The sequence below is a fragment of the Collimonas sp. genome (genome assembly GCF_035566555.1).
Classification (GTDB): domain Bacteria; phylum Pseudomonadota; class Gammaproteobacteria; order Burkholderiales; family Burkholderiaceae_D; genus Collimonas.
In genome coordinates, this window is sequence record NZ_DATMRB010000147.1 from 1 (window position 1) to 17,177 (window position 17,177).

At 60.9% G+C, this 17,177-nt stretch carries 16 protein-coding genes and 1 pseudogene; 13 read left to right on the forward strand and 4 right to left on the reverse strand.

Translation table 11 applies throughout. The features are described 5' to 3' along the window. The 4 genes from VNZ65_RS18450 to VNZ65_RS18465 all read left to right on the forward strand — a co-directional run. Positions 1-494: sterol desaturase family protein (locus tag VNZ65_RS18450; RefSeq protein WP_325671594.1), on the forward strand; the 494-nt coding region annotated here is incomplete at its 5' end. After that, positions 494-1,366, forward strand: coding sequence for an EI24 domain-containing protein (locus VNZ65_RS18455; protein ID WP_325671620.1), 873 nt, complete (start codon positions 494-496; stop codon positions 1,364-1,366). The genes VNZ65_RS18450 and VNZ65_RS18455, both read left to right, overlap by 1 nt. Positions 1,367-1,413: 47 nt before the next feature. Beyond that, a complete protein-coding gene (locus VNZ65_RS18460; protein WP_325671596.1) occupies positions 1,414-2,214 on the forward strand; it encodes a competence/damage-inducible protein A in 801 nt (266 codons plus the stop codon). A gap of 110 nt (positions 2,215-2,324) precedes the next feature. Further along, on the forward strand, positions 2,325-4,856 hold the full coding sequence (locus VNZ65_RS18465; protein ID WP_325671598.1) for a DUF349 domain-containing protein: 2,532 nt from the start codon (positions 2,325-2,327) through the stop codon (positions 4,854-4,856). Between the two features lie 211 nt (positions 4,857-5,067). Here the strand turns inward: VNZ65_RS18465 and VNZ65_RS18470 are convergent, their stop codons facing one another. After that, positions 5,068-5,634, reverse strand: coding sequence for a phasin family protein (locus VNZ65_RS18470; protein WP_061938751.1), 567 nt, complete (start codon positions 5,632-5,634; stop codon positions 5,068-5,070). A gap of 331 nt (positions 5,635-5,965) precedes the next feature. On the opposite strand from VNZ65_RS18470, the gene VNZ65_RS18475 reads away from it, so the two are divergent. Both VNZ65_RS18475 and VNZ65_RS18480 read left to right on the forward strand, forming a co-directional pair. Next, on the forward strand, positions 5,966-6,913 hold the full coding sequence (locus VNZ65_RS18475; RefSeq protein WP_325671600.1) for a histone deacetylase: 948 nt from the start codon (positions 5,966-5,968) through the stop codon (positions 6,911-6,913). A gap of 4 nt (positions 6,914-6,917) precedes the next feature. Beyond that, positions 6,918-7,811, forward strand: coding sequence for a DMT family transporter (locus VNZ65_RS18480; RefSeq protein ID WP_325671602.1), 894 nt, complete (start codon positions 6,918-6,920; stop codon positions 7,809-7,811). A gap of 171 nt (positions 7,812-7,982) precedes the next feature. Here VNZ65_RS18480 and VNZ65_RS18485 read toward each other — a convergent pair whose 3' ends face one another. Further along, complete coding sequence (locus VNZ65_RS18485; RefSeq protein ID WP_325671604.1) at positions 7,983-8,765, reverse strand: helix-turn-helix transcriptional regulator; 783 nt, start codon at positions 8,763-8,765, stop codon at positions 7,983-7,985. A gap of 136 nt (positions 8,766-8,901) precedes the next feature. On the opposite strand from VNZ65_RS18485, the gene VNZ65_RS18490 reads away from it, so the two are divergent. Further along, positions 8,902-9,669, forward strand: coding sequence for a class I SAM-dependent methyltransferase (locus VNZ65_RS18490; RefSeq protein WP_325671606.1), 768 nt, complete (start codon positions 8,902-8,904; stop codon positions 9,667-9,669). 178 nt (positions 9,670-9,847) lie between these two features. After that, on the forward strand, positions 9,848-11,011 hold the full coding sequence (gene pbpG / locus VNZ65_RS18495) for a D-alanyl-D-alanine endopeptidase (RefSeq protein ID WP_325671608.1): 1,164 nt from the start codon (positions 9,848-9,850) through the stop codon (positions 11,009-11,011). 107 nt (positions 11,012-11,118) lie between these two features. Here pbpG and VNZ65_RS18500 read toward each other — a convergent pair whose 3' ends face one another. Next, positions 11,119-11,904: an IclR family transcriptional regulator gene (locus VNZ65_RS18500; RefSeq protein ID WP_061938765.1), complete on the reverse strand. Its 786-nt coding sequence runs from the start codon at positions 11,902-11,904 to the stop codon at positions 11,119-11,121. Positions 11,905-12,079: 175 nt separating this feature from the next. On the opposite strand from VNZ65_RS18500, the gene VNZ65_RS18505 reads away from it, so the two are divergent. The 4 genes from VNZ65_RS18505 (at position 12,080) to VNZ65_RS18520 (ending at position 16,185) form a co-directional block, all read left to right on the forward strand. Beyond that, on the forward strand, positions 12,080-13,429 hold the full coding sequence (locus VNZ65_RS18505) for an amidase (RefSeq protein WP_325671611.1): 1,350 nt from the start codon (positions 12,080-12,082) through the stop codon (positions 13,427-13,429). 259 nt (positions 13,430-13,688) lie between these two features. Beyond that, on the forward strand, positions 13,689-14,123 hold the full coding sequence (locus VNZ65_RS18510) for a diacylglycerol kinase (RefSeq protein ID WP_325671613.1): 435 nt from the start codon (positions 13,689-13,691) through the stop codon (positions 14,121-14,123). 105 nt (positions 14,124-14,228) lie between these two features. Then, positions 14,229-15,005 (forward strand): DeoR/GlpR family DNA-binding transcription regulator, encoded by a 777-nt coding sequence (locus VNZ65_RS18515; RefSeq protein ID WP_325671614.1) that lies wholly within the window; start codon positions 14,229-14,231, stop codon positions 15,003-15,005. A gap of 22 nt (positions 15,006-15,027) precedes the next feature. After that, positions 15,028-16,185, forward strand: coding sequence for an MFS transporter (locus VNZ65_RS18520; protein WP_325671616.1), 1,158 nt, complete (start codon positions 15,028-15,030; stop codon positions 16,183-16,185). On the opposite strand, the gene VNZ65_RS18525 is transcribed toward VNZ65_RS18520, so the two are convergent. Beyond that, on the reverse strand, positions 16,163-16,636 hold the full coding sequence (locus tag VNZ65_RS18525) for a DM13 domain-containing protein (RefSeq protein WP_414649172.1): 474 nt from the start codon (positions 16,634-16,636) through the stop codon (positions 16,163-16,165). The genes VNZ65_RS18520 and VNZ65_RS18525 overlap by 23 nt on opposite strands. Before the next feature lie 250 nt (positions 16,637-16,886). On the opposite strand from VNZ65_RS18525, the pseudogene VNZ65_RS18530 reads away from it, so the two are divergent. Then, positions 16,887-17,177: pseudogene (locus VNZ65_RS18530) on the forward strand (sulfate transporter subunit); the annotation flags it as partial.

The window sequence follows — 17,177 nt, forward strand, 5'->3', positions numbered from 1 at the left end:
TGCATCACAGCCAGCAAAACATGAACCTGTGGAGCGACGACCGCACCCATCTGCTCGATGGCGTGATCCACGATGTGGTCATGGCGCTGGTGGCGCTGGCGATCGGCGTCGAGCCGGCGCAGTACGTCTTGCTGGTGTCGATCACGCGCATGCTGCAAAGCCTGCAGCACGCTAACGTGCGGATTCATTTCGGCCGGCTGGGCGATGCGCTGCTGGTGTCGCCACGCTTCCATCGCTGGCACCATGCGATCGGCATCGGCCATGAAAGCAAGGGCCGCGGTACGCTGGGCGGCCATAACTTCGGCGTGCTGTTTTCCTTCTGGGACATCTTGTTTCGCAGCGCCTATTTCGGCCAGACCTTTGAACACACTGGCATCCGCGACCAGGTCGCCACGGCCACACGGCCGGCGCGCGACTATGGCAGCGGCTTCTGGGTGCAGCAATGGCTGGGCCTGAAGCGCATGGTGGAATTTTCCAGAAAGCGGTCGCGCTGATGCGTCCGGTACTGGTAGCCTTCGGCCGGGCGCTGTTGTCGCAGCTGCATTACCGCATGCTGATGCTGACCTTGCTGCCGTTCGTCTTGTCGGTGCTGCTGTGGGGCCTGGCGCTGTGGTGGGGCTTGCAGCCGATGATCGACTGGCTGCAAAAGAATTATTTTGCCGGCAACGACGGCCTCGGCATCGCCAGCTACATCCCGGCCTGGCTCGGCCTGGGGGTGCTCAAGACCGTAATCATTCCCTGGCTGGCGCTGTGGGCCTTGTTGCCGCTGATGATCCTGACTGCCTTGCTGTTTGTCGGCGCCTTTGCCCTGCCGGCGACGGCGCGCCATGTCGGCCAGCGCCACTTTGCCGCGCTCGAATTGCGCAAGGGCGGTTCGCTGCTCGGCAGCATCTGGATCTCCTTGTCGGCCTTTGTCATTTTCTGCGTGCTATGGCTGCTGACCTTGCCGCTGTGGCTGATCCCGCCGTTCGCCTTCCTGATCCCGCTGGTGCTGTGGGGCTGGCTGACTTACCGCGTGTTCGCCTATGAAGCGCTGGCCGCGCATGCCGACAAGGAGGAGATGCGGGCGATCCTGAAAATCCACCGCTGGCCCTTGCTGCTGATCGGGGTCATTACCGGCGCCCTCGGTGCTGCGCCCACCATGCTGTGGCTGGGCGGCGCCCTATGGCTGGTGGTGTTTCCTTTGCTGGCGGCCGGTTCGATCTGGCTGTATGTGCTGGTGTTCGTGTTCACCGGCCTCTGGTTTGAATATTATTGCCTGGCCGCGCTGGCGAAATATCGGGCAGCGGCAGAGGCTGCTATCATTATGGCTAAACGCGAAGACGGCCAGGCGCTCCAGCAACTGCCCGACGCCTCGCAGCGTTAACGATTTTTGTCATAATGTTATCCATCCTCAGCTGAACGGCGATCCCCATGGCAATCGGACTTATCATCATCGGCGACGAAATCCTGTCAGGCAGGCGAGTCGATAAACACTTTCCGAAAATACTGGAAATGCTCACGGCGCGCGGTCTGGCGCTGAGCTGGGCCGAATACATAGGGGACGATCCGGGGCGCATCACTGCCACTCTGAAGCGTACGCTGGACAGCGACGACATCGTGTTCTGCACCGGCGGCATCGGCGCCACCCCGGACGACCACACCCGCCAATGCGCCGCTGCCGCGCTGGGCGTGCCGCTGGTATTGCATCCTGAAGCACGCGAGAAAATCCGCGAACGGATCGCCGACACTGCACGCGACGCCGGCGTCGCGCTGAACTACGATACGCCAGACAATCTGCACCGGCTGAAGATGGGTGAATTTCCGCAGGGTGCGGACATCATTCCTAATCCGTTTAACAAGATCCCGGGATTTTCCATCGCTCACCAGGGCGCCGGCGCGCATCATTTCGCGCCCGGCTTCCCGGTCATGGCCTGGCCGATGTTTGAATGGGTGCTGGATACTTACTACGCCGACCTGTTCCACCAGAATCCGCAGCTGGAGCAATCCGTGCTGGTGTTCGAAGCGATGGAGTCGACGCTGACGCCGCTGATGGAAGCGATCGAAGCCGAATTCCCGCTGGTCAAGGTCTTCAGCCTGCCGCATGTGGGCGAGGGTGGCGTGCGCCGTCATATCGATCTCGGCGTCAAGGGCGAGCCTGTGCAAAGCGCCGCCGCATTTGCCAAGATGCTGGCTGGACTCGACCTGTTAAAGGCCGAATACCGGCCCGCTTAAGTTATCCGACTGTTATCCCGTTCATCACTTTTCCAAGTCCTTCCCTCTAAACCACTGCGCAAAGCCGTTAGCGACTAACGGCGATCTGCTCCCATCTGATTGATCATCATATGTTCGGATTTCTCTTCAAACGCACAGAGCGTGCCGCACCCCAGCCCGTAGTTGCTCCCCAGGCCGCGTTGCGCGCGGAAGCCAGGCAGGTTTCGGATCAGGCCCGGCAGCAAGCGCTGCAGCAGGCGCAAGCCTTGAGCGAGGAGGGCGCCGCGGTGGCTTTCATTGCGCGCTCGGTCTTTGCCGATGCCCGCCTGATCGCGGCGCAGCTGGTGCAGTCGCAGCCGGCGCTGGAGCAAGTGCTGCAAGCCTGCCGCAACACCGACCGTCGCGTTGCCAAGCTGATGCAGACGCGGCTGGACAGCTTGCGCCAGCAGCAAGTGGTCGCAGCCAAGGCTGTTGCTTGCATTGCGCAGGCGCAGCGCTTGCAGCAAGAGCTGCAGCTGATGCCTAACCAGGTGGCGGAACTGGACCGTAGCTGGGAAGGCAAGGAAGTGCCCGCGGATCTGCAGCAGCAATTCACACAAGTGCGCGCGCTGCTGGCCGAACGCCTGAGCGCGCAAGCTGGGTTGCAGCACGATGCCATCGCCCTGCTGAACCAGCTGCGCGCCATGCATCTGCAAGCCAAGGCCGGCGTCAGCGATGCCGCCCCGGCGGCGCTGGATGCGCTGGAAGCCCAGATGGCAAGCCGCCTCAGCCATGCTGAAGCCACGACTTTGCCACGCCATCTGGCCAACGATTTTGCCCAGGAAGCACAGGCACTGCGCAAGCTGTTGCTGGATCTGCAGCAGCATCAGGCAGCGCTGCAGGAGCGCAGCGAGCTACTGGCGAGCTGGGAAGGCGCGCCAGAGGCGCTGCAGCCGGAAGCCATGAGAAGCGCCTGGTCGGCCCTGCCAAGATTGCCGGCGGCGTTGCTGGACGATGGCCTGGAACAGCGTTACCAGGCATTGCTGAAGCAGCACGCCCCGGTCATCGTCAAGCCGCAAAAAATCCAGGCTGCTGCGACTGCTGCGACAGCGACGGAGGCGGGCGAGCGTCCGCTGATCGCAGAGGCTCTGGATGGCCTGGAAAAGGCGCTGGAAGACGGCGCCTTGCAGCAGGCGGTCGATTTCGACAAAGCCCTGCGCGCGATGGATTTCAAGCAGCACAAGCCAAGCGCCACTCAAGCCAGCCGCCTGGCGCAGGCCCGTAGCGAACTGACGCGCTTGCAAGGCTGGGCGCGCTGGGGCGGCAATATCTCGCGCGAAGAACTGACCAAGGCGGCGCTGGAATTGCCGCCGCAGGAGCTGGCGCCGGCGGAACTGGCAAAGAAGATAGGCAGCCTGCGGGCGCGCTGGAAATCGCTGGATGTCAGTTCCGGATCGGCGCCCAGGACTTTGTGGGAAGGCTTCGACGCTGCCTGCACCGCTGCCTATGCGCCGGTGGCAGCGCATTTCCAGCTGCAGGCCGAACAGCGCCAGGCCAATCAGGTCAGCGCCCGCGCCTTGATCGAAGAAGTGCAGCAGTATGCGCAAACTGCGCTGGCGACCGATGCCGGTGTCGCCCCGGACTGGAAGGTCATCGCGCAGTTCTGCCAGCAAAAACAGCAAGCCTGGAAGAGCCTGGGAGCGATCAACCGCAGCGAGAAAAAAGCGCTGGACGGCGCTTTTTCCGCTGCGCTGCAAAGCTTGCAGGCGCCGCTGGCCGGGCAGCAGGCGATTGAAATCGGCCGTCGCGAAAAACTGATTACTGAAGCGGCACAGCTGCCGGCTAACCAGCGCGATACCGCCGAACGGGTCAAGGAATTGCAGGCGCGCTGGCAGGAGCTGGCCAAGGCTTTGCCTTTGCCGCGCCAGGAAGAACAAGAATTGTGGCAGCGTTTCCGCAGCGCTTGCGACGCCATCTTTGCCCAGCGCAAGGAGGCCGCTTCCAGTGCTGACACCGAGCGGCGTGAAAATCTGCGCTTGCGCGAAGAGCAATGTGCTGCGCTGGAAGCGGCGGTGAGCACGCCTGCGGCGGGATTGGCGAAAGTCTTGCAGCAGGCCCAGCAAGACTGGAACCGCGGCGGCCAGGTGCCGCGCGCTTTTGAAGCCCAAATCAATGTGCGCTTCCAGGCCGCCGTGGCGGCAGTGCAGGCCGTGCTGGAACAGGAGCGGCGCCAAGCGGCATTGGCGCAAGCCGATGCTTTGCGCGCCAAGCTGGCCTTGTGCCAGAAGGTGGAGGCCGCAATCGCCGGCGGCGATGCCGCAGAGCTGCCTAACGAGTCCGATTGGCAGGCATTGCCGGCGCTGGCGCCGGCATTTGAAAAAGTCCTCGCCGCGCGCTTTGCGCGTGCCGTGCAGAATGGCGACGGCTATGCCGCCAGGCTGGAAGCCGGCCGGCCGCTGCTGCAACAGGAATTACTGCGCGCGGAAATCATGGCTGGCAGCGAGAGCCCGCCAGCGCTGGCGCGTGAGCGCCTGCAGTTACAGGTGGAAGTCTTGCAAGCTTCGCTCAAGGCTGGCGCTACGGTAAAAAGTATCGAGCAGCAGCTGTTATATATCTGCGACTTGCCCGCCTCGATGGATGATGCCGCGTTGCAGCGCCTGCTGAAACTGCTGGCCCAGCTGTAGCGTGGGCAGGTTTTTCTGCCCACGCTGATGCTCGGGCTTGAACGAGCAAGGTGGCGCGCGGGCACAGGTGCCCACCCTACAGCGCGGGTTAGGCCTGCAAAGCGTCCGGGCAAAAAAATACCCCGGTGATCCGGGGTAAGTAACGATACCGGCGTTGCAGGTACCGAGGAGACTTGCAGCCGGCACGCGCTAGCGCGCCGGCGAAGAAGAATTACTTCTTGGCAGTACGGGCAACGCTCTTGGTAGCAGCTTGCGACAGTTGGTCGACTGCGTTGTTGACGTTGGTTTCCAGTGTTTCGACAGCTTGCTTGGTGCTCTTGGCAAACTGTTCGTAACCGGCGTTAGCGCTGCCGATGGCCGACTTGACGAAGGCAACTGCGCCTTCTGCGCCTGGAGGAACCGATTTCGACGCTTGGTCAACGAATTCGATGACTTTACGCTTGGTTTCCGCGACCTGGGCTTCAGCAGCCTTGGTCAGTTCAGCTTGGGTGCTGGAAGCGATGCTGGCGAAATGACGGCCGTAAGCGATGGCTTTTTCAGTGTTCGGCTGGGCCAGCGCTGCGCTCAGCGAGAAAAATTCTTGTGGGTCTTTCGCCGCAAACAATTTCTGGGTAGTGGCGTTCGAATCTTCCAGCGAAGCCTTGGCAGCATTCAGGTTGAGGTCGATCAGTTTTTCCACGCCGGCAAATGCCTTGGTGGTGAAATCTGTGAACAGGGCCAGATTAGCTTCGAAATTGGCTTTGGTAGCGGCTGAAAATTGTTCTGCAACGGTAGACATGGCTTCTCCTAGGATTCGATACTGTAAAAAAACGAAATTGGTAGGGCGACTAAGGGTGGCTAATTGCTAGCCGTTGATTACGTCTGCCAGTGCTTTGAATTCGCATTGTGCGACGCAACAATTTGATTGTAAATTATTCTGAAACGGTGTCAAGCGAATTTTTGTGCGCCGCAATATAAACTTCAGATAATTTAAGACTAAGCTTATGGAAAGCACGTGTTTAAGCCATTTGTGGTTGTTTATTTATCATGCCACCTGTCGGTTTTACCAGTGACACCTGTCACATTTACCAGTGTTAGACTGTTGTTTTATTGCACCCATCAGGCCCGCCTTGAAAGCCTTCTACAGCGATCATTTCGTCTTGCCCTTGCCGGCCGGCCACCGCTTCCCCATGCAGAAATACCGGCTGATCCACGAAGGCGCGCAGGCGACCGTCGCCGGCATCGATTTCCAAGAAGCGCCCCGCGCCAGCGACGGCGAACTGGCGCTGGCGCACCATCCGCGCTACATCGCCGAGGTCAGCGACGGTGCTTTGACGGACAGCGTGCAGAAAGCCATCGGCTTTCCCTGGACACCGCAGATGGTGGAGCGCTCGCGGCGCTCGGCCGGCGCTACCATCGCCGCCTGCCGCGCGGCGCTGGTTGGGCCGGAGCCGATCGCGGTCAACCTGGCGGGCGGCACCCATCACGCTTTTGCCGACCAGGGCGCCGGTTTCTGCGTGTTCAACGATGCCGCCATTGCGGCCAGATTGATGCAGGCGGAACGGCGGGTGCAGCGGGTCGCCATCGTCGATCTCGATGTCCATCAAGGCAACGGCACCGCCTCGATCCTGGCGAATGACGATTCAGTCTTTACCTTGTCGCTGCACGGCGCGCATAACTATCCCTTCAGCAAAGAGCAGAGCGATCTCGATGTCGCGCTGGAGGACGGCACCGGCGACGAGGCCTATCTACAGGCATTGGAGGGTGCGCTGGCGACCATGCTGGCGCGTTTTTCGCCGCAGCTGATCATTTTCCTGGCGGGCGCCGATCCGCATGAAGGCGATCGCCTGGGGCGGCTGAAGCTGAGCTTCGACGGCCTGGCGCGACGCGACGCCATGGTGCTGGAGACAGCCGGCCGGCTGGCCATCCCGGTGGCGGTCAGCATGGCCGGCGGCTACGGCAAGAATATACAAGACACGGTAGCGGTACACGTGCAAACTATCGCGCTGGCGGCAAGCTTTGCCAAACAGTTCGCTCGGCAGCACCCGGCTGCGGCGCCGCTCACCCAACCCGGATAATTCCATGTCTTCAGTCAGTTCTTCGCCGGCCGCGCATCCTTTGCTCGCGGCCATGCCGATGGTGTTCGTCGTGCTGTGGAGCACCGGCTTCATTGTCGCAAAATTCGGCTTGCCGTATGCACCTCCGCTGACGTTTCTGCTGTTGCGCTTCGGTGGCGTGCTGCTGGTGCTGCTGCCGCTGGTGCTGCTGATGCGCGCTCCCTGGCCGCGCGGGAAAATCGCCCATATCGCGTTCGCCGGGATCTTGCTGCAAGGCGGTTACCTGGCCGGCGTCTGGTGCGCCATCAAGCTCGGCATGCCGGCCGGTTTGTCGGCGCTGATTGTCGGCATGCAGCCGATCCTGACGGCGTTCGCCGCGCCCTTGATCGGCGAATCGGTCAGGCCGCGCCAGTGGCTCGGCCTGGTGCTGGGGATTTGCGGGGTAGGGCTGGTGGTGGCCGCCAAGATCACGCTGGTGGGCCTGTCCTGGACCAGCATCACGCTATGCCTGATGGCATTGCTGTCGATGACGGTCGGCACCCTGTACCAGAAGCGCCATTGTCCGCAGTTCGATCTGCGCACCGGCACGCTGATCCAGTTCGCCGCCTCGGTCGTGGTGCTGCTGCCGTTCGCCATCTATTATGAGCACCTGACGCCGGCGCTGGATACGGTGCAATGGACGCCGCGCTTCATCGGCGCCTTGCTGTGGTCGATCTTCGCCTTGTCGATCGGCGCCATCTTTCTGTTGTTTGCCCTGATCCGCAAAAGCGCGGCCACCAGCGTCACCAGCCTGCTCTACCTGACGCCGCCGACCACCGCGCTGATGGCCTGGCTGATGTTTGGCGAGGTCTTCAACCTGCTGGGCATCGCCGGCATGGCGGTGGCGATACTGGGCGTGATCTTCGTCATGAAAAAATAGGCTAGGGCCTGTTAGCACTGTGTTGGAACCCTCCGGGAACGGCTGCAGGCGTTACATGCCGTCGTTGCTCCTCCTTGCCGTAGCACCGCTACGGCGCGTCGTCGTGCCTAGGCCTGTAACGCCTGTCGCGCGTTCGCACTCCCAACACAGTGCTAACAGGCCCTAGGCCGGTCAGAGCGGCAGCAGCATCACCAGCTTCAGCTCAGGCCGGTTGGCGACGCGCAGGTTGACCTGGCGGTAAGCCAGCGGACCCAGCGTCGGATGGTTGAAACGGCGTTCGCCGCCTTCTTTCTCGACGACGTCGTGCAGGTTCCAGGCGCGCTGGAAAGCGGTGCTGGCGCCGCTCAGGCGCGCTACCAGCTGCGCGATCTCCGGTTCATCCTGGTACATCCCGCAGTCGGCGCGGAACTCTGCCGCCAGGCGGCTGGCGCGCTGCTCCCAGTCGCTGATCAGCTGCATTGCCTGCGGCGCGCAGTAGGTATATTCGAGCAGGTTCTTGCGGCTCTCTTTCTGGTCCAGCCAGCCGACGAACAAGGTCTTGGCGGCGCGGTTCCAGGCCACCGCGTTCCAGTGGCGGTCGAGCAGGTAGGCCGGCGTCTTGATGTTGCCGGCGACGGCCAGGATTTCTTCGGGGATGTCGGCGGCCTGCGGGTCCTGCGTCTGCGGATCCTTTTTGCCGGACAGCTCAAACAGATAGGCGCGCTTGGCGCGCGACAGGTGCAAGGCCTCGGCGATGCGGGCCAGCGCTGGCGCCGACACCGACACCGTGCGCCCCTGTTCGATCCAGGTATACCAGGTGACGCTGATATCGCACAGCTGCGCCACTTCTTCGCGCCGCAAGCCTGGGGTGCGGCGGCGCGTGCTGCCGCCCAGCCGCAGCTCGGCCGCCGACAGCTGGGTGCGCTGGGTCCTGATGAATTCGCCCAGTGCCTTGCGTTTTCCTGTCTCATCCATGTCGGGCCTTATCCTGTTGTTTGTGGTAATAGTATAAGCACTAGTCTTGTAACAGGATAAAAAATAATTAAACTGGAGTCTCACCTGAGCCCCGGTTCATATTGAGAGCCGGTTAGCCATTTCTGAGGAGAAGCTGATGAGCGCAGTACGTAATCACGACAAGGTCGTGTCGGAACAATTCGGCAGCACCGCTGCCGCCTACCTGACCAGCACCGTCCACGCCCAGGGCGCCGATCTGCAGCAGCTGGCGGACTATGCCCGGCAATTCAAGCAGGGCAAGGCACTGGATGTCGGCTGCGGCGCGGGGCATGCTGCGTTCGCCATGGCGCCGCACATCGGCACTGTCATTGCCTACGACCTGGCGGCGGAAATGCTGGAGGTGGTGCAGGGCGCCGCTGCCGAGCGCGGTTTGCACAACCTGCATGTGCAGCAGGGCAGCGCCGACCGCCTGCCGTTTGCCGATGCCTCTTTCGACCTGGTCTGCACCCGCTACAGCGCGCATCACTGGAAGGATTTGCCGCGCGCGCTGGCCGAGATGGCGCGGGTGCTGAAGCCGGGCGGCAAATGCATCGTGATCGATACGGCGTCGCCGGAAGATATCCTGAGCGATACCTATTTGCAGTCGGTCGAGTTGCTGCGCGACACCTCGCATGTGCGCAACCGCAGCGTTTCGGCCTGGCGCCAGCTGCTGGGCGACGCCGGTTTGCGGCCGGCAACGGAGCAGAGCTGGAAGTTGCCGCTGCAGTTCGATACCTGGGTCGCCCGCATGCGTACCCCGCCGGAGCGGGTGGCTGCGATCAGGTCGCTGTGGGACAGCGCGCCGTCGGAAGTGTCGGCTTACTTTGACTTGCAGACGGATTATTCATTTTTTATCGATGTTGTCCTTCTTGAATGTTACAAATAGTCCTATGCTAAAGGAAATGTCTGGGCGTCGAGTTGCGGTAAAATCTAGCTCGCGAATCGTCGTCCAGATATCGAAAGTCGTTTAATTTAGTGCGCTAACTATCTAATTCTCTTGCGATTTTTCCGGGATTTGCCTACACTGCCACAAAGTTATAGATCGTCGCATATTGGAGCCGCAAATGGGCAAATCCGCGTTAATTGTTTTTTTGTCACTCTTTCTCGTGCTCGCGATCGCGCCCGCCGCTCCTGCTTCAGCCCAAACTAAACAAGCTACCGCAAAGAAATCCGCAAAAAAGACGGCCGCTGCCAAGGCAAGCGCCTCTGCCTCCCACAAGAAAACCGTCGCTAAAGCCGGCTCCAGAAAACACACCGTGATCGCTGCCCGCGGCCGCAGCAGCAACGTGGCTTCGCTCAACAAGAACGAAAAGCTGGTGAAGAAAGTGGTGATGGTGCATGGCCGCCGCAAAGTCACTTATCAACGCATAGCATTTGCGCCGGTTGTGCCGGCTTTGCCGCCGGTATTGTCGGCTGGCGAACAGGCTGGCCTCAACCTGACGCGCGATCCGCTGGAACTGAAATCCAGCGTGGCGCTGGTGCTGGACCAGAACAGTTCGGAAGTGTTGCTGGACAAGAATTCGCAGGTTGCATTGCCGATCGCCTCGCTGACCAAGCTGATGACCAGCATGGTGGTGGTTGAATCGAAGCAGGACATGAACGAAGTGCTGGCCGTCACCGATGACGACATCGACCGCGAAAAGCACAGCAGTTCGCGCCTGCGCGTCGGCTCGCAGCTGAGCCGGTCCGACATGCTGCACATCGCTCTTATGAGTTCCGAGAACCGCGCCGCCTCCGCGCTGGGCCGCAACTATCCAGGCGGCTTGCCGGCGTTTGTCATGGCCATGAATGCCAAGGCCAAGGCGCTTGGCATGACTGAAACCCACTACGTCGATTCCACCGGCCTGTCGCACCTCAACGTTGCCAGCGCCCGCGATTTGTCGCGCCTGGTGATGGCGGCCTACCAGCATCCGATCATCCGTCAATATTCGACCGATTCGAAATACGTGGTGGAGCCGGGCGGCCGTCCGCTGCAGTATTCGACGTCGAACCACCTGGTCGAGAATCCAGAGTGGCAGATCGGCCTGCAAAAGACCGGCTACATCAATGAAGCAGGGCGCTGCATGGTGATGCAGACCACCATCGATGGCCGCCAGATCGTCATGGTGTTCCTCGATTCGCGCGGCAAGTATTCGCGCCAGGCTGATGCTGACCGCGTCCGCAAATGGCTGGCCGATTCGCACCCTGCTACCTTGACGCGCGTGAAGATCGCCGACGGCCAAAGCTGAATCTGATTGTCCACCGGCGCCAGCCGGCATCTGAAATTGAAAAAGAGTTTATTCATCCCTGAATAAACTCTTTTTTTATGCGCCGCCGTCAGAGGGCTGGCGCGTTGCTACTGCTGCTGCGATGCGTACCCCAGCACGGCGGAAATCTGGTTGGCCGTACTGATCAGATCTTCCACCCATTCTTCCTGCAAGCGGTCCGCCGGCGCCGAGATCGACAGGCCGGCGATCATCTTGCCGGAATCGTCGCGGATGCCGGCTGCCATGCAGCGTACGCCCAGTTCCAGCTCTTCATTGTCGCGCGCGTAGCCAAGGGCGCGCACCAGGCTCAGCTCGCGTTCCAGCTTGCTGAGGTCGGTGATGGAGTTCTTGTTATGTCCGGCCAGGCCGGTGCGGGTGGCGTAGGCGCGCACCATTTTCGGATCGTCGATGGAGAGGAACAGCTTGCCGGTCGAGGTCAGGTGCAAGGGCGCGCGGCCGCCGATGGCGCGCACCACCTGCATGCCGGAGCGCTCGGAGAATGCGCGGTCGATATACACGATCTCGTCGCTTTGGCGCACCGACAGGTTGACGGTCTGGTTGGTCTTGCGATGCAGGCCGCGCATGAAATCCAGCGCCGCTTCGCGCACGTTGAGACGGCTCTTCACCACATTGCCCAGTTCCAGCAGGCGCATGCCGAGCCGGTAGCTGCCCGGTTCGGAGCGGTCGACAAAGCGCTTGACCACCAGATCGTTGAGGATGCGGTGCGCCGTCGACGGATGCAGACCGGTTACCGCGGACAGCTCTTTCAGGCTGACCGGATCGGGGTAGAGCGCCAGCGTATCCAGCAGCGAGATCATGCGCTCGATAACCTGGATCGAAATCTTGTCGGCGTCGTCGGGAGAAGCTGTTTTCATTGGTTTAATGGTGCATTGCAATGGAGTCTTTATATCATAATGTGAAAAGTGGCGCATTGCTATTGTCATCGATTAGAGCGCTGCCACGATCACATATTGCCAACGAAAATCCCTGGAAAGCACGCTGAAAGCGCCGCCGTGCAGTAGACTCCTTTCGGAGCCTATCAAAAATGCAATGAAAGCCAATGACATGCAAGTGGAAAAAATACTGCCCGAATCCATTCTTAGAAAATCAGCGTCTGAGTTGTCGCTGCTGATTGCACGTCGCGAAATATCTTCGGAACAGGTGGTTCTTGCCCATTTGGAGCGTATGGAGCAACTTCAGCCGGCGCTCAATGCGGCAGCCTGCATCAATAGGGAAAATGCGCTAGAGGATGCGCGCGCACTTGATCGTCAGCTTGCTGGAGGAAAAGTGAAAGGGATACTGCATGGCGTTCCTTTTACGGTGAAAGACTGGATTGATGTTGCAGGGATGCCTTGTGCAGGCGCCGACATCAAGCATGCGCAGCGGATTCCTCTGCGCGATGCGACAGTGGTGCAACGCTTAAAGGACGCTGGTGGCATCGTTCTGGCGAAAAGTGCTGTACTGGTTGAGAGCGAAGTGTATGGCCGCGTAGTCAATCCTCATCAGGCCAGCGCCAGTCCGGGAGGTTCAAGTAGCGGCGAAGCTGCCCTTATTGCCGCCTATGCCAGTCCGCTTGGCATCGGTAGCGACTCAGGCGGTTCGATTCGCCAGCCAGCGGGATACTGTGGCATTGCGGGGTTAAAGCCAACTTCAGGGCGAGTGCCGCTGACCGGGCATTTTCCTGAGATTAATCCCTTGGCTGATCCCAGAACCGTAATAGGTCCTATGGCGCGCAGTGTCGGGGATCTGTGGCTGGCGTTGCGTGTCATGGCGGGACAGGATGGTGTCGATCCCAGCGTCGTGCCTGTCGCATTAAATTCGCCGGCGGAGGTGTCTATCCGCGGCATGAGGGTGGCGTTTTATACCTCTATTGACGAGGCATTGAATGTTGCTTCCGTTGATGAAGAGATCGTGGCCGCCGTGCATGATGTAGCTCAGTACCTGGCGCAAGCCGGTTGCCATGTTCAGGAGCTGTCGCCGCCTTTAGCCGGCGAAGCGATGTCCATCACGCGCGATTATTGGGCGCGGCCGGAGTCCGGATCGTGGGATGAGTGGCAGGTCGGCGGCATGAAATCAACGCTGAGCGCGGATCAGGTGGAACAGCATCTTTTCGCTTGGGACAAATATCGGCGCTCGCTTCTAGAATTCATGAGCGGCGTCGATATCATTATCTGTCCGGTTGCTGAGCGGACGGCGGCCTTGTCTGGAGAGAATGAGGGGAGCGTTGTTTTCACCGCACCGTATAGCCTGGCGGGTTATCCCGTGGTATCCATGCCAGTAGGCATGTCGTCCCGCGGCTTACCGATTGGCGTTCAGATAATTGCCGCTCCCTGGCGCGAGGATCGGGCGCTTGCGGTGGCGCTCGCAATTGAGAAGAGTTTTGGCGGGGCGCCATTGTAAGCTGCCTTATCCTCCAGGATGTACTGCGCCATTCTGAATCGCTCTTCTATGGTGAACCAGCCAAGATCGTGCCGAGAGCCGCAGCCGCGCGGAAGTGCAGTGAACTTCAGAGAGGCACTAATTAACTAGTCAACTTCAGTTGAAAGTAGCTTACGAAAGAAGTCTGCTGCGACAAGGCTGTTAAAATGGCGGGATCAAAATGCATGCAATCTGCATTTCCATCACGGCAGGCCAGCCTTGTCTCCAAGATCAGCACAGCATGAGCGAAAAATCCCAATCCACGCCGTCGTCGCCAACGCAGGAACCCCAGCCGCAGCCGATCAGCGAATTCAAGAGCACCAGCGGCTTCAAGAGAATTTTTTCAGCTTTCTTTTATTCCGCTGAAGGCTTCCGCTCCGCCTGGAAGAACGAACATGCATTCCGCCAGGAGCTGCTGATCGTGGTGCCCGGCATCGTCGTCGCGCTGCTGCTGCCGGTATCGGCGCTGCAAAAGCTGATGCTGATTGCGGTGCTGATCTGGATCATCATCATCGAGCTGATCAATTCGGCGATCGAAGCGGTGGTCGACCGGGTTTCGCTGGAGCGCAACCCCCTCTCCAAGAACGCCAAGGATTTCGGCAGCGCCGCAGTGCTGCTGACTTGCGTGCTGGCCGTGGCTACCTGGGCAGTGATTCTTTACCCTTTGCTGGCCTGATTCCAAGCGCTTGCCCGTACCGGGAAAGTATTCCGGCAGCAAAAACTTGCCCATGTTTGCACGTTTGTGTATATTTGTACGTGTTTATGCGTGATGTGAGCTGATATGAATACTGCGAATCTGCTGCTGAAGGAACGCCACGCGCTGATCCGGCAACGGCTGCTGGCGGACGGCCGGGTGCTGGCGCTGGATCTGGCGCAACAGCTGAACGTTTCTGAAGACACCATCCGGCGCGATTTGCGCGATCTGGCGGCGGCCGGCCTCTGCACCAGGGTATATGGCGGCGCCTTGCCGCCGGCGCCTGTCGCTGCGCCGCTGGCCGAACGCAGCAAGCTGGCGCCGCAACGCAAGGCACGGCTGGCGCAGGCGGCGGTAACACTGGTTTCCGCCGGCAACGTGCTGTTCATCGACGCCGGTTCAACCAACCTGGCCATCGCGGCTGCGCTGCCAGAGCTGCCGCTGACGGTGCTGACCAATGCCGCGGCAGTGGCGCTGGCGCTGCTGCCGCGACCGGAGATCGAGCTGATCATGGTCGGCGGCCGGGTCGATGCCCGCAGCGGCGCCAACCTCGGCGCCGCTGCCCTGCGCGATGCCGAGCGGATGCGGCCGGACATCTTTTTCCTCGGCGCTTGTGGCGTCGATGCTGAAGCAGGGTTGAGCTGCTTCAACTATGAAGAGGCCGAATTCAAGCGCAGCCTGGCTGCCGCCAGCAAGGCGGTGCTGGTGGCCGCCACCAGGGAAAAAATCGGCACGGCGGCGCCGTTTGCGGTGTTGCCGCCTGAGCATCTGACGTACCTGGTGCTGGAGTCCGGCACCGACCGCAGGCAAGCGGCGCAATTCGGCCGGCAAGGCGTGCAACTGCTGTATGCCGAGGCCGTATGATCAAGCAAGTGGAAACAATGCGATGAATACTATCGGTCCCAAACAGCGCTACGCCACGCGGCTGGCGTTTCTCTGCGCCGGGCTGGCGATGTCGGCCTGGGCGCCGCTGGTGCCGTATGTGAAAGCGCGCCTGGGGGTCGGCGAGGCTGAGCTTGGCTTGCTGCTGCTTTGCCTGGGTGTCGGCTCGCTGCTATCGATGCCGGTGACCGGCATGCTGGCGGCGCGCCTCGGTTGTCGCCGCGTGGTGCTGAGCGCGGGCGCGCTGGTCTGCCTGGCGCTTCCCTGCCTGACTCTGGCCGCCAGTCCGCTGCAGCTGGGCATAGGCCTGTTCTGTTTCGGCGCGGCCGTCGGTACGCTGGATGTCGCCATGAATGTGCAGGCGGTAATGGTGGAGAAGGCCAGCGGCGGCGCGCTCATGTCTGGCTTCCACGGCATGTTCAGCGTCGGCGGTTTTGTCGGCGCCGGCGGCATGGCGTTGTTGCTGTGGCTGGGCTTGAGTCCATCGATGGCCAGCGTGCTGGCGGCGCTGCTGGTTGCAGCGCTATTGCTGGCGGCGGCGCCGCACTTGCTGCGTGAGCCGGAGGCGGGCGAACGCGGCGCGCTGTTCGTGCTGCCGCATGGCGCCGTGATCTTTATCGGTGTGCTGTGCTTTATCGTATTCCTGGTAGAGGGGGCGATCCTGGACTGGAGCGCCTTGTTCCTGACCGCCACGCGCGGACTGGATGCCCGCCAGGGCGGCCTCGGCTACGCTGCCTTCGCTATCGCCATGACTTGCGGCCGCCTGACGGGCGATCACATCGTGCGACGCTTTGGCGCCAAGCGCATATTATTGCTGGGTGGCCTGTGCGCCGCCGGCGGCTTCTTTGTCGCCGTCTCGGCGCCGAATGCCGGCGTGGCGCTGGCCGGCTTCGTGCTGATCGGACTGGGTGCATCCAACATCGTGCCGATCCTGTTCAGCGCCGCCGGCAGGCAAGGCGCAATGCCGGCCAGCCTGGCGATTGCCGCCATCACCACCATCGGCTATGCCGGCATCCTGGCCGGCCCGGCCTTGATCGGTTTCGTCGCCCATGCCAGCAGCTTGAGCAGTGCATTCGCCGGGCTTGGTTGCGCCTTGCTGCTGGTAGCGGCCAGCGCTCGCTTGGGAATCGTGGGGCGCGCTAGCGAAACTGCGCCGCGCTGATGAACTGCGAGTAGGTTTCGCACCAGATCACCACGGTGTTATAGCGCGAGAGGTCGACGGGCTGCTGCGACATGTCGACGATAAAACGCTCGAAGGTCTTTACCTCGCCCACGCGCAAGGCACGCTCCTTGATCTTCAGGAATTCTTCTTTGCTGCCGACGTATCCGGACGTCAGGTATACCTTGTAGTCCGGGCCGGGGGCGATCTTGCCCTCGAACGCGATCGTGCTCTCGCTGACAGCCACCGTGCCCTGCGCCCAATGCAGGAAGTCGCTGCCCGGCAAATCCTTTTTGAATATCGCAGTGTATTTTGCCTTGCCGGCGGCTTGCGCCAGTTCCGTCGCGCTGGGGCCACCGCCCGCAGTGAGTATCGGCAGGAAGTAAACGCCGGCGCCAAAACCGATGGCAAGCGCCAGCACATGAGAAGAGAACAAGGCGAGAATTTTTTTAATGAGGCGCTCTCCGCTGAGGATCTGGTTAAGTGCAGCTACCCTTGCTAGTCGGCCCAGTGAGCGATTCCTTACATTCATGGTTCCCGCTTTATGCCAAATCGGCTGGAATAGCGGGTCTCCTTATTCATCGGCCCGATCCATGTATATCTGTTTTCCGCATAAGGAGAGAAGAAAGTATTCGTTCTGTTTTCCAGGCCGCGTCATTAATCTGTATTCCTCAAAACAAAAACATTCACAAGGGAAGAAGAATATGTTGAAGAAAATCGTCAGATCGGTCATTGCCATCGCCCTGGTAGCCCAGAGCGCGCAACTGGTGCACGCAGCGGATCTGTCGCTGCTGAATGTGTCGTATGACCCAACACGCGAGCTGTATCAGGAGTACAACAAGGCTTTCGCCAAGTACTGGAAAGACAAGACCGGCGACAACGTGACGCTGAAAGCTTCGCATGGCGGCTCGGGCAAGCAGGGACGCTCGGTGATCGACGGCCTGGAAGCCGATGTGGTGACGCTGGCGCTGGCCTACGATATCGACGAGATTTCC